Origin of the sequence: Paraburkholderia heleia NBRC 101817 (assembly GCF_000739775.1) — a bacterium.
GTDB classification, from domain to species: domain Bacteria; phylum Pseudomonadota; class Gammaproteobacteria; order Burkholderiales; family Burkholderiaceae; genus Paraburkholderia; species Paraburkholderia heleia.
Genome location: NZ_BBJH01000024.1, coordinates 153587 through 164871, shown reverse-complemented (window position 1 = coordinate 164871; position 11285 = coordinate 153587). Strand labels below are relative to the sequence as shown.

14 protein-coding genes are annotated in these 11285 nt (G+C 62.4%); 5 read left to right on the top strand and 9 right to left on the bottom strand.

What is annotated here, in order from left to right; genetic code table 11:
• Positions 1-49 precede the first annotated feature (49 nt).
• Positions 50-691, bottom strand: a complete 642-nt coding sequence (locus tag BHE01S_RS20850; protein WP_042267255.1) for a helix-turn-helix domain-containing protein — start codon at positions 689-691, stop codon at positions 50-52.
• Positions 692-935: 244 nt separating this feature from the next.
• Between BHE01S_RS20850 and BHE01S_RS20845 the strand changes: the two genes are divergently transcribed.
• From BHE01S_RS20845 to BHE01S_RS37935, 4 genes are all read left to right on the top strand, one after another.
• Entirely contained in the window at positions 936-2168 is a 1233-nt protein-coding gene (locus tag BHE01S_RS20845) for an NAD(P)/FAD-dependent oxidoreductase (RefSeq protein WP_042267254.1), read from the top strand.
• A 560-nt stretch (positions 2169-2728) separates the two neighbouring features.
• A complete protein-coding gene (locus BHE01S_RS20840) occupies positions 2729-4192 on the top strand; it encodes a carbohydrate porin (RefSeq protein WP_042267288.1) in 1464 nt (487 codons plus the stop codon).
• 202 nt (positions 4193-4394) lie between these two features.
• Complete coding sequence (locus BHE01S_RS20835) at positions 4395-4910, top strand: hypothetical protein (RefSeq protein WP_042267253.1); 516 nt, start codon at positions 4395-4397, stop codon at positions 4908-4910.
• Complete coding sequence (locus BHE01S_RS37935; protein WP_157025523.1) at positions 4900-5094, top strand: hypothetical protein; 195 nt, start codon at positions 4900-4902, stop codon at positions 5092-5094. The genes BHE01S_RS20835 and BHE01S_RS37935 overlap by 11 nt, the downstream gene beginning before the upstream one ends.
• Before the next feature lie 10 nt (positions 5095-5104).
• On the opposite strand, the gene BHE01S_RS20830 is transcribed toward BHE01S_RS37935, so the two are convergent.
• The 7 genes from BHE01S_RS20830 to infA all read right to left on the bottom strand — a co-directional run bounded on the left by BHE01S_RS20830 (position 5105) and on the right by infA (position 9270).
• Entirely contained in the window at positions 5105-6058 is a 954-nt protein-coding gene (locus BHE01S_RS20830) for a hypothetical protein (RefSeq protein ID WP_052406018.1), read from the bottom strand.
• Positions 6059-6767: 709 nt separating this feature from the next.
• Positions 6768-6992, bottom strand: coding sequence for a hypothetical protein (locus tag BHE01S_RS36970; RefSeq protein ID WP_407669538.1), 225 nt, complete (start codon positions 6990-6992; stop codon positions 6768-6770).
• A gap of 177 nt (positions 6993-7169) precedes the next feature.
• Complete coding sequence (locus tag BHE01S_RS20820; RefSeq protein WP_028207638.1) at positions 7170-7373, bottom strand: cold-shock protein; 204 nt, start codon at positions 7371-7373, stop codon at positions 7170-7172.
• Positions 7374-7824: 451 nt separating this feature from the next.
• Complete coding sequence (locus BHE01S_RS20815; RefSeq protein ID WP_042267251.1) at positions 7825-8040, bottom strand: hypothetical protein; 216 nt, start codon at positions 8038-8040, stop codon at positions 7825-7827.
• A 35-nt stretch (positions 8041-8075) separates the two neighbouring features.
• Entirely contained in the window at positions 8076-8321 is a 246-nt protein-coding gene (locus tag BHE01S_RS20810) for a hypothetical protein (RefSeq protein WP_245639806.1), read from the bottom strand.
• Between the two features lie 69 nt (positions 8322-8390).
• Positions 8391-8681: a hypothetical protein gene (locus BHE01S_RS20805; protein ID WP_042267250.1), complete on the bottom strand. Its 291-nt coding sequence runs from the start codon at positions 8679-8681 to the stop codon at positions 8391-8393.
• A gap of 322 nt (positions 8682-9003) precedes the next feature.
• On the bottom strand, positions 9004-9270 hold the full coding sequence (gene infA, locus BHE01S_RS20800) for a translation initiation factor IF-1 (RefSeq protein ID WP_042267248.1): 267 nt from the start codon (positions 9268-9270) through the stop codon (positions 9004-9006).
• Positions 9271-10111: 841 nt separating this feature from the next.
• Between infA and BHE01S_RS20790 the strand changes: the two genes are divergently transcribed.
• Positions 10112-10447, top strand: coding sequence for a nuclear transport factor 2 family protein (locus tag BHE01S_RS20790; protein WP_281177765.1), 336 nt, complete (start codon positions 10112-10114; stop codon positions 10445-10447).
• On the opposite strand, the gene BHE01S_RS20785 is transcribed toward BHE01S_RS20790, so the two are convergent.
• Positions 10444-11145 (bottom strand): FadR/GntR family transcriptional regulator, encoded by a 702-nt coding sequence (locus BHE01S_RS20785; protein ID WP_042267283.1) that lies wholly within the window; start codon positions 11143-11145, stop codon positions 10444-10446. The two genes, BHE01S_RS20790 and BHE01S_RS20785, sit on opposite strands and share 4 nt — an antisense overlap.
• Positions 11146-11285: the final 140 nt, after the last annotated feature.

Genomic DNA, 11285 nt, shown 5'->3' with positions numbered 1-11285 from the left:
TGTGGTGCCGCCGTTCAGACGCGGCGGCATCGCGCTTGCGTGCGCTCGCTCAGAGTGTTTCGGGCAGCCGGTGTGAGTCGTTGTCTACGCAACAGACCAGCACCTCGGCATCCTCGGCGCCCGTGCTGAGATACACGTGCCCCACGGCGCTGTCGAAGTAAAGACTGTCGCCGGGCGACAGCCTGAAGACAGTACCGTTTTCAAAATGCAGTTCCAGCTCGCCCCGCAGGAGGAACAGAAACTCCTCGCCGCTGTGGCGGATGTAATCGGGGAACGCGTCCATTGTGCGGGCGTGGATGCGTCCGCGCATCGGCACCATGCGCTTGCCTGTGAGGTCGTTGGCGATCATGCCGTACTCGTAGTTCGGCGTGTCGTAGATCATCTGCTTGCCCGCGCGCGTGAGCGACGGCTTCATCGGGCCGGCCGCCTTGCGCTTCCTGCGCCCGAAAATCGTGTCGAAGTCCACGTTCAGCGCATGCGCGAGCGCCGCGAACTTGTCATAGGTGAGCGCAATGTCGCCGCGCTCGGCCTTCGAAATCGTCGAGACGGCGATACCCGACAGCTCCGATAGCTGCATCAACGTCAGCTCGCGCGCCTTGCGCGCCTCACGCAAACGCGCGCCAACGGCCGCGTGATCGATCTCCGTTGCCGCCTGCCCGGTTGGGTTATTTCGTGCTGTGCTCTTTGCCATGGAAGGGACGGTTGCCGGTTACGGGTTTTGTCGTATACGAAAAATTATTTTTCTCGTATATGATAACTCGCATCTCGACTCCCTTTTGAAGGCGCAGCGTCGTGGCCTCAATCGCACTGGGAAATCCGCAAGGATACCCACCCGGCGGGCCTGCGTGCAGGCATCGCCGATGGGCCCGGGCCTCGACGTCGAAGCGGCACTCACCGCGCTCGCCTGAGTGCCTTCTAGCCAGGAACATTGCGTAATGAAATTCGATTCGATCGTGCTTGGCGGCGGTATCGTCGGCGTCTCGGTGGCCTTGCAATTGCAGCTGCGCGGTCTCTCGGTCGCGCTCGTGGACCGCAGGGCGCCAGGCAATGAAACATCGCACGGCAACGGGGGATTGATTCAGCGCGAGGGCGTCTACCCCTACGCTTTTCCACGTGAGCTTGCCGCGCTGCTGCGCTACGCGCGCAACCGCTCGACGGACGTGCGCTATCACCCGGGGGCGATGCCCAGGCTGCTGCCGTTTCTGTATCGCTACTGGTACCATTCGCGCGCTGACCGGCACGCCGAAATCGCGCGCGCGTATGCCACGCTCATCGAGCATTGTGTGACCGAGCATCGCGCGCTGATCGAGGCGGCGGGCGCGCAGGCGCTGTTGCGCACCAACGGCTGGATGAAAGTGTTTCGCAGCGCCGCCGCGATGGAAACCACGGTGGCCGAGGCGCAACGCTGGCAGCGCGAGTACGGCGTGGGCCACGAGGTGCTGGACGCCTGCGCGCTGCGCGCCGCCGAGCCCGCGCTCAGCCATACGCTGGTGGGCGGCCTGCGCTACACCGATTCCGATTCGGTTAGCGATCCGAAGGGGTTGGTAACGGCCTATTCGAAGCACTTCGAGCAGCTTGGCGGCCGCGTGCTGATTGGCGACGCCGCGACGCTCGAACCGTCGTGGCGCGTCATGACACAGGACGGCCCTGTGCTCGCGAAGTCGGCGGTCATCGCCATGGGACCGTGGTCGGGCGATCTCGCTGCGCGGTTGGGCTACGAGTTGCCGCTCGCCGTGAAACGCGGCTATCACATGCATTACGCGCTCACGAACGGCGCGAAGCTGAGCCAGCCGGTGCTCGACGCCGAAGCGGGCTTCCTGATTACGCCGATGCTACGCGGCACGCGTCTCACGACCGGCGTCGAACTCGGTTTTCGCGATTCGCCCAAAACGCCTATTCAGCTCGAAGCGGTGGAGCCGCTCGCGCGCGATATCTTCCCACTTGGCGCGCGGCTCGATGCCGAGCCGTGGCTGGGCTGCCGCCCCTGCACGCCCGATATGATGCCGATCATTGGGCCCGCGCCGAAGCACGACGATCTCTGGTTCGCTTTCGGCCATGCGCACCACGGTCTCACGCTCGGCCCGGTCACGGGGCGTCTGATTGCGGAAATGATGACGGGCGCGCCGACGGTGGTGGACCCGCGGCCATTCCGCGTCGAGCGGTTCTGACAGGGCGCAAGCGCTCGTGAGGCCGCACCAGAGCGTATGCGAGCGAAGCCCGCGTCGGCATGGCGCCATGGTTGGGGGTGCGCGAAGGAAGACGGCTGCGGCGCGTACCGTCTGCCTGCTGGCCGGCCTCGCCTTTATGCTTCTTTTACTTGATTTTTTATCTGCGTGCCCAATACAATCGGCCCCGTCATAGCAAAGGAGTCCTCCGTGGACGTATGTTCCAGTAGTGGAAGTCCGCTGCCGGTCAGCACCGGCGGCACCACCGCGAGATAGCCGCCGCAGGTTCACTCCTTCGCCGCTAACTCGCTTATGCCGGGTTAGCGCGCTTCATTACCGACTGGTCCTGGTCGCATTTGTGACCCGTCTCCCAGCAGCACGCTCCCTCTGATCGATTGCCATTTGCAAGCCTGCTTGCAGGAATGACTGCGCTTTCGCATATGGCCGCGGACGCGCTTCGCGTAGAAAACTTGCACGCCGGACACAGTTTCATCAAGCTTCGCAGGCACGCTCTGCGTTGAATGGCGGATCTGCCCGCAACCTACTACAGTCCCACAAATACCATGAAAAACGTATTCAAGAGCAGGCTGCCCGGTTCGGCCGTGCCCATTACGCTGAGCGCGGTCCTTTCGCTGGGTGTCGTGCCTGCCGCCTTCGCGCAGGCCAGCGGCGAAAATTCGCCCGCACAACCGGCTTCGTCATCAGGCGCGGCGGATCAGCAACAAGCGCCCGCTGCCGATCAGAACGCTGCCGCGCCCACGGGCCTCTGGGAACGCTCGAACCTCTTTGGCGATATGGGAGGCTTGCGGCCCTGGCTCGCCCAGTACGGTTTGTCGTTCGGTCTGCAGGAAACCAGCGAGTACATGGGCAACCTGAGCGGCGGAACGAGTCGCGGCGGCGCTTATCAAGGTGTGACTGAGTTCAGCCTCGGCCTGGACACGCAGAAGGCATTCGGTTTGCCAGGCGGTATGTTCAATGTGTCCGGCTTCCAGATTCACGGCACGAGCCTGACTGCGCGCAACCTGCAAACGCTGCAGAATGCGAGCAGCATCGAGGCCGATGCCTCGACCCGCCTGTGGGAATTGTGGTACCAGCAGACGCTGCCCGGCGGCAAGGTCGACGTGAAGATCGGTCAGCAAAGCCTCGACCAGGAGTTCATGGTCAGCCAGTACGCGAATACGTTCATGAACGCGACGTTCGGCTGGCCGGTGCTGCCGTCCGTCAATCTGCCGGCGGGCGGCCCTGCATATCCGCTCTCGTCGCTCGGCGTGCGCGTGCGCGCCACGCCGAGCGACGCGATCACCGTGCTCGGCGGTGTATTCGACGGCAACCCGGCGCCGGGCGAGGGGGACCCGCAAAAGCTCAACGCGAGCGGCACGAATTTCAACCTGGGCAATGGCGCGCTGGTAATCGGCGAAATTCAGTATGCCATTAATCAGCCATCCGCTAATCATTCGGATTCCGAGCCAGTCGGAATGCCCGGCACCTACAAGCTCGGCTTCTGGTACAACAGCAACCGCTTTGCCGATCCGGCAACGGGCGTGACGGGCGTGGGCGGCCCGGTTAGCCATCGCGGCAACTACAGCATTTATGCCGTGGCGGACCAGATGGTGTGGCGTCCGGGCGCCGACAGTCCGCAATCGTTGGGCGTGTTCGCGCGCGTGATGGGCGCGCCCGGCGACCGCAACCTCGTGGACCTCGGGGTTAACGCGGGCGTGACGCTCAAGGCGCCGTTCAAGGGACGCGATAACGATGTGGCCGGCCTGGCTGTCGGCTACGCGCACATCGGCTCGCACGCGCAGGACTACGCGAGCGCCCAGGCGGTGGCGACGCCTGGCTACCCGTCACGCAGCGCCGAGACGGTTCTGGAAGCGACTTACCAGTATCAGATCGCGCCGTGGTGGCAATTGCAGGCGGACTTTCAGTATTTCTTCCGGCCCGCGGGCGGCATTCCGGACCCGCAGAACCCATCTAGGCGGATTGGCGACGAGGCGGTGCTCGGCCTGCGCACGACGCTCGCATTCTGACTGGAGAACGTCGTTCCCGCCGCCGGCTTGGCGGCGCCAGGCGCGTGCAGTATGTCGAAGCGCTGCGTTGTCCGTGTGAAGATGCGAGCGAAAGGCGAGGGAAGACCCCGATTGGTCGGACTTGTGATTGATCTAGACTCCAGGGGCGAGTGCTGCGCAGCGATTCGATGCGGCACCAGTTTCCAAACGCAGATTTCGTTCCATGAAGCATCCGATCCAGGGATGGCTTTTGGGTGTCGCTCTTCTGGCGCTTGCCAGCGTCTCGGCGGCCGAACCCGCCAAGGCGGCGCACACCCAGAAGCCTGTCCAGAAGCACGTTCAAAAGCACGTCCAGAAGGACGCGAAGGGCCACGCCCCGAAACACGCCGTTGCGGCCGCACCTGCGCCGGCGGCGCCTTCCGTCTCTTTGCCCGCAATCGCAAAACGCTACGAATACCCGTCGCCGTTTGAAAGGCAGTACGGCGCGCATCTGGCGAAAACCACTGCTGCAACGCCTGGCACTCCGGACGGCACCGCCGGTGCAGTCGATGCGGCAGGCAACGGGGCGCGCACGCCGGGAGCCCAGGTCGACAGCAACGGGATTCCCAACCAGGCGCTCCACCCGCAAACGCCGCCGCTCGTCACGGTCGGCGACTGGGATCTCTCTGCCGATGCGCATCTTCCGTTGGCGCGCTCGCATGACACCGGTGCGGCGATCAGCGCCCGGCATGGGTTCTAAAGCGAACCTCCGCCCGCTACCCGCTACCTTCCGCCTGCTCCCCGTGCTGCTCAGCTCGACACCGACGCTGCAGCGCCGCGCGACGACAGCGGAAAATATCGCCTCCGGTTTCGGCATCGGCTTGGCCGGTACCCTCTCCGCTCTGGGCTGCCTGCTCGCCTTCCAGACGAACGACTCGCGCTGATAAGCGGCGCTCAGTAATACATCCAGCGCCCGTACTGCGGCGACCAGTACACCCAACGCGCCGGCGGTTGCTGGTACTGCGCGCCCCACGGTGCGGGCGGCGGGTAGTAAGCGGGCCGGGGCTGCGCGGACATGGGCTGCTGCTGCGGATATTGCTGCTGGGCGTATTGCTGCGCATACACCGGTTGCTGCTGCGCATAGGCGGGCGGCTGCGCATACGCCGGCTGCTGGGCATAGTCATACGGCTGGGGCGGCGCGTATTGCTGGACCCTTGGCTGCGCCGGTTGGTAGTAGGGTTGGGCGTAACCTTGGCCCTGCGTCGAGTAGATCTGCGCGGAGCGCGGCGGCTCCGGTTCCTCGACGGCTTCGTCGCTCGCCAGCGACTCCGGCGGCGCGACGTCGTCCTGCGCGGGCGGCGTTGCCGCAACGGTGCGACGGTTCGCACTCGCCTGCGCATAGGCGTGCGGCTGCGACTGCGGTTGCCGGGCGGCCGCAGCCGGCGCGGCGTGGGCGGTGTGCGCAGCCGTGGCGCGCGCGTTCGTCTGATCGGGAGCCGCCGCTGCAGCCGGAGCCGCGGCAGTGGAGTCCTGGACGTCTTGCGCCTCTTGCGTCTCTCCCACGCTTTGTCCGCTTTGCGCGCCTTGTCCATCCGCGAGCGGCTTGACCACGACCGGCACGGTCATGACCGTCGAGACTTCGCCTGCGTCGCCATACGTGTGCTTGATGTCGAGGATAGGTTTCTGCGCAGCCGCGCTGGCGGTCTTCTTCGCGGGCGCTGCAGCAGGTGCCGCCGCCTGCGCCATCTCCTCCCTGGCGGCCTTGTAGCCCCGGTCATAGGCCGCCTGGACTTCGCGGTCCTGCGCCGCAGCGTCTTCTTCCTTGCTATAGGCGTGGGACGCTGCCGATATTGCACAGCCCACTGCAAGCAATGCGATGCCCGTCGCGTGTCTTGCGGTCGTGTCCATGGAGGGACCTCTAATTCTGTTTTTCGATGATCTCATCGTACTACGCGTCTGATGACATTCAAGCGGCGGGAAACCCCCTGGGTATGCAGCCGAACGCAAGCGCCCAATCCGGCGACGCTTTCGCCAGCAACGGCTGCCGGAATGCCGCCAGGGGCTCTGCTTGATGTCGGTCACACGGCATGAAAGGAAATGCGTTTCGCGTAAAAAACGCATGAAGCGGCCGGCGCCCGCTTGCACCGGATCGCCGCTCGCGAACTCGCGCCCGCCAGCGACGCGGGCGGGCACATCGGCACGAGCGGTTCGACGCCTGGCGCCACAGTCTCCACGCCCGGCCGTTGTTGCTGAACGGGGACAACCGGTTGGTCGGAGATGGCGGCTCTTCAGCGGATCAGTGGCGCCGCCCCAGATATTTGCTCACGACAAATTCCGCAGATACCTCACGGTGAGTCTCGCTTATAGCGATTACACCATTGCGCGCCGTGCGGGGCTCCCAGTCGATACCGATAGCATCCTCCCCCCGGCCGTTACGCGGTACAAGAAATATGCGCAGGCCTGCACTATAACAATCGTGCTCCGGGAGGCGCCGATTGATCTCATCGACAAATTCCTCTGGACTTATGACTGGCTTTTGCACCATGTGCCTCCTTCGGAACAGGTCGGGGGAGTCTGGATCGTGCCGGCATCGGCACGGTGAGTTGCCGAAGCCGAACTAGCCCCGGGTGTCGATCCAGTCGCGCCCCCAATGATCTGAAAAGCCCAGGGCTTCCAGTTCGGTCGAGAAATAGCCGAGCGAATAAAACTCGTAACGCGAACGTTCTTCGCGATCGCCCGGGCGGGTAAGAGTAAGGTTCGAAGAAAAGCAACCGTCGGGAAGACGGTGAGCCGAAGGCCTGACCGCATAACCGCGGTAGTGCCTGGCAACAGGATTTTGCACTATTGTCTTTTCAAAAATGCTGGGGCCGGTCATCTCGCTCGGAGAGACGGGCCGAGCGAGACGCAGGTCATCGCGGCGGGTGGCTGGCAGTTCGCCAGGTGGCACGAGATGGCCAATGGATCCCAATTCAAGGGCGCGCGGGCGGTGCCGCCATCGGGCGGTACAAGCGCAGATGGCTTACAGCGGGGTGATATTGGAGGCCTGCATGCCCTTGGGCCCGCGCTTCGTCTCGTAGCTGACCTTCTGGCCTTCTGCGAGCGTCTTGAAGCCGTCGCCGCGAATTTCCGAGAAGTGTGCGAACAGATCGTCGCCACCCGCGTCGGGCGTGATAAATCCAAAACCCTTGCTGTCGTTAAACCACTTTACGGTACCGGTGTCCATGGAATTCTCCTGAGTATGAACGTACATAGATGCGCTCCAGACGGGCGCGGGGAAAAGATCAAGGAGGGGAGAGGACAACGAATACCGCAGGATGCGGTCAATGATGAGCAGCAATCGCGCTTCTTGAAGACTTCAGTACGCCACGCTACCGGGGAAAGTGATCGAAGTCAAGACATTTCCCTTTGAAGCTGTCGCCGGCTGCCTCGTGAGTGCCGTTCTGTACGCGATGCTCATGTGGGACCGAATGCTCGCCCGTGTGGCGTTCGTGACGCTACGTCGTTCCCGCCCCTTGCGCCGCTTGATTTGCCTGGTCGAAATTCGTAACGCATGTTGCATGACTACGTCTGAATTATTCAGGATTCCAACCATTCTGCGCAAGCCGGGTCCCGTTGGAGGCATCCCAATGGGATTGCAGTAGTCATTTTTTTCCCGGTTGCGGGTTCGTGCTTGCTCAGCCAAATCGCGCATCCAGCCACTCCCGTGCCCAGTTCTTCGCGTAGGCAATCGCGTCGTCGCGCAAGTCGAAGCCCGCCAGATCGCCGCTCAGATGAACGTCACATTCGCTGCCATCAGCACGGCTGCAACTGATACGGGCGTGGGCCATATACTCGCCGTCGGCCCGGCGTGGGGTGGGGTCAATGAGGAACCGCGTTGAATTAAAGTGCATTGCTTTCTCTTGTGACTGCCGCGCGGCAAGCCTTGTTACGCATTTAGAAGAGCCATGACACGGCCGGCTTCACAGTCCGACTCGCAGCTCGGCATCCCACCGTTGCGCAGCAGAGCGCGGATTGACATGAACATCAGCCACGCATCCGCATCGACCTCACGATGGCCGTCACAGATGACGCTTTCCAGTTCGGCGCGAGCTCCCGAGGGAAGAAACCGGTCGATAATGCCTGTGCCGTTACGTCGAATCAGGTCCAGCAGCTCATTTCTGCTCATTTTCATCTTCCTGTCCTGCAGCATGCCTCACCGCGGACGTTTGCCAGTTGGGCGTGATGGCGAGCGGACCGCAACTCACGCCTGAAGATCGAGCACGCTCATGTTCTCAGGACAGGTGTCGATGAGGCGAACTGCATATGCGGCCGATGCGCGGCGTGCGTCGCCGGCGTTCTGGAAGGGTGTCCTCTGGGCAAGTCTGAATACGCGGCTGCGCGACGTCCCCGCTGAACTTTCCGGTTCCTGAATACGCACGGCCGCATCGAATCCTTCGCCGTAGTTATGCCCGCCCCCTGCTGCAGTGGGGCGATGCGGATAGACGAGCGGGTAAATTTCGAGCCCACGGTAGAAGCGGAGCACTGTTGTCATGGCTTGCCTTTGCGGCCGCATCACTACGCGGCAGATTGTGGAGGGAGTGCGAGCGACTGAATCCAGTCTCCACACGGGTGGCTGCGATTATTCGGCGTGCGAAGAAAGCAAATGGTCCGAATCCTGCCGGAAGGGCTACGGGGGGGATGCGCCGGGAACGGCCGTGGGGCGTCAGTGACTTCATACTACGCCCATTGGTGCCTTTGTACAGCGAAACTTCCCGGCTCCTGTCCCGCTTGCGATGCGCGTGCGGCCAGGCGATGACAGCAGTGCGCCAGGTACGGTGGTGACCGGGTCCCAGCCTGCGTCCGCATCCGGCAGGTTAACGACGGCGAAACGCGCTCTTTTGCGTTGTGCCGCCGCTGCGTTCGTCCTTGTGCCGAAAATTGATGCGTCCTTTCGTGAGGTCGTACATCGAAAGTTCCAGCGTGACCCTGTCTCCGGCAAGGATGCGGATGTGATTCTTACGAATACGTCCGGACGCGTACGCGCCGACCACGATGCCATTGTCGAGCGTGACGCGGTAGCGGCTGTCCGGAAGCACCTCTTCAACGATACCGTCGAGTTCCAGCAGTTCTTCTTTTGCCATTCAGGGGTCCTGGTTAATTCGCCTGCCATCGATGCGCGATGCCTTGTCGAGGAGCAAGCCATGGGCGTTGACAGTCACTCACCACACGATGGTGAGAGGTGCGCGGGCGATGAACGGCCACGCGTCAAGGATGTCACGGTCTACGCCCCATTCGGGCGGCGGGTCCTGCAGATAAATGGAAGAGTCAGACGCAGGAGGCAGCTATTCCGGTCCAGGCGGTTAGGTGCACGTCCAACGAATAGGGTTGTCGCCGGACTCACCGGGCGATCAGTTGGGGGAGGATTCGCAAGGAGCACAACGGAGATCTTGTTGTGCCACGTATGGCGCGAATCAGCTTTCTATTGTAACCGAAGACGGCAATCTCGTGCACCGCTTATGCCCGCATATTTGCCTTGTGCGCGCGCAGCATTCGGCGCACCATGGGTCAGGGAATCGGTTAGGGAATCGTACTTTCGATCTCGCGACGGTCTTCCCAATTCTAGCCGGGAGGGCCTATGGAAACGCGCCTCGACACGTTTAATGGTTGGCAAATGAGGGCAGCAGTCGAAAGCAGGCTTACTTCGAAGGGCGAAGCAAAGTACTACATCGTCGAGCCCATCACGTACGCAGAACGCTCTGGAGACATTTCGCGGACCGAGGCGGAAGTTCGCGGCCAGCGTGGGCCGTTTGATAGTTCGGACGAAGCGTTCAGCGCCGCCTTCAAGTGTTGCCGGCACGCCATCGCGAGCGCGATTAGATTGCGCAATCTCGAGAGCTCCCGCTAGAGCGCCGTTTTTGACCGTCGGTCGCAACAGAGGCTTCGCCGCCGAACCGGGAGTCGACCGACAAGCACGCTCTCGACATCGTTGCCGACGATGTCATTTACGAGGTTCTCTACGATCTGGGCTGGCCCCGCGTTATCAAAGGACGAACCGGCCTGATGGCTGCGTTCCAAGGCTACGTCGACAACATCGCGCTTCAATCTGCCGATAAGTTGATTACCCACGAGACAGGCACCGGCTGTGTCATCGAATACGAGGTTCACGGAACCATCCTCGCGACAGGCGTGCAAGACAACAACCGGTTCTGCTCAATCATCAAGATCGAAAACCGGAAGATCACGCATTGGAGAGACTACATGGACTCTCATGCAGCCTGGAGCGCAATGAGGGCACACGACCACCATGCAAACCACTAATCCATGTCTTGTTTCAACGCCCCGCTAATCCACCGCTCTTCGGAAGCCATGAGGTGTGCGCGCATGGCTGTTTGCGCTGCGATAGGGTCGCCTGCCTGCAAAGCCTTGAGCACAGCCTCATGTTCCTGCACGGCTGCCGTCCAGGTTTGCGGACTTTCCGCATGACCTCGCATGGCGGCCGCGATCGGATCATGGCGGCTGTCGAATAACTCTCCCATATAGCGGCTGAGCACCGAATTGCCAGCGGCCTCCGCAATCAACATGTGGAATTGCCGGTCCGCCTCAACTGGCGATTTGCCCGCTGCCGCGAGTCGACGCATCCGTTCGACTGTACGGCGTAACCGGTCCAGCATGGCCGCGGTCATATGTGCCGTGGCAAGCACGATCACACTGCCTTCGATAACGGCTCGTGCCTGCATCAATTCCGATGGACTGTCGCCTAGCGCTCCCACTGTGCCTGTGGCGTCCTCACCCGCCTCGCAGACATAGACGCCCGATCCCATTCGTATCTCGACCTGGCCGCCGATCTCGAGCGCGATCAATGCCTCGCGTAGCGACGGCCGCGACACGCCCAGTTTGAGCGCGAGTTCACGTTCGGGCGGCAAACGCTCTCCGGGTGGAAATTCGCCCTGACGGATCAACGCGAGGATTTGAGTGGCGACGGATTGGTAAAGCCGCTTGGGTTCTGTTGATTTCATCGTATGGGTGAACGGGACGCCGCAGAGGACCTTGCAGCCTGCGTCAAAGTCTAGCACGGTGGCTCGCAACCTTTGATTTGCAGGCGATTGCCGGATGTATCGGGGTTTCCAGGGGTTTTCACCGTTGGTAAGATCGATAT

What these genes read in the sequence shown, in the direction of transcription:
- BHE01S_RS37935 (WP_157025523.1), top strand. Translation starts at nt 4,900, where the DNA reads ATGGGTTCTAAAGCGAACCTCCGCCCGCTACCCGCTACCTTCCGCCTG.
- BHE01S_RS20850 (WP_042267255.1), bottom strand. Translation starts at nt 691, where the DNA reads ATGGCAAAGAGCACAGCACGAAATAACCCAACCGGGCAGGCGGCAACG.
- infA (WP_042267248.1), bottom strand. Translation starts at nt 9,270, where the DNA reads ATGGCAAAAGAAGAACTGCTGGAACTCGACGGTATCGTTGAAGAGGTG.
- BHE01S_RS20845 (WP_042267254.1), top strand. Translation starts at nt 936, where the DNA reads ATGAAATTCGATTCGATCGTGCTTGGCGGCGGTATCGTCGGCGTCTCG.
- BHE01S_RS20830 (WP_052406018.1), bottom strand. Translation starts at nt 6,058, where the DNA reads ATGGACACGACCGCAAGACACGCGACGGGCATCGCATTGCTTGCAGTG.
- BHE01S_RS20815 (WP_042267251.1), bottom strand. Translation starts at nt 8,040, where the DNA reads ATGCACTTTAATTCAACGCGGTTCCTCATTGACCCCACCCCACGCCGG.
- BHE01S_RS20820 (WP_028207638.1), bottom strand. Translation starts at nt 7,373, where the DNA reads ATGGACACCGGTACCGTAAAGTGGTTTAACGACAGCAAGGGTTTTGGA.
- BHE01S_RS20805 (WP_042267250.1), bottom strand. Translation starts at nt 8,681, where the DNA reads ATGACAACAGTGCTCCGCTTCTACCGTGGGCTCGAAATTTACCCGCTC.
- BHE01S_RS20835 (WP_042267253.1), top strand. Translation starts at nt 4,395, where the DNA reads ATGAAGCATCCGATCCAGGGATGGCTTTTGGGTGTCGCTCTTCTGGCG.
- BHE01S_RS20785 (WP_042267283.1), bottom strand. Translation starts at nt 11,145, where the DNA reads ATGAAATCAACAGAACCCAAGCGGCTTTACCAATCCGTCGCCACTCAA.
- BHE01S_RS20840 (WP_042267288.1), top strand. Translation starts at nt 2,729, where the DNA reads ATGAAAAACGTATTCAAGAGCAGGCTGCCCGGTTCGGCCGTGCCCATT.
- BHE01S_RS20810 (WP_245639806.1), bottom strand. Translation starts at nt 8,321, where the DNA reads ATGAAAATGAGCAGAAATGAGCTGCTGGACCTGATTCGACGTAACGGC.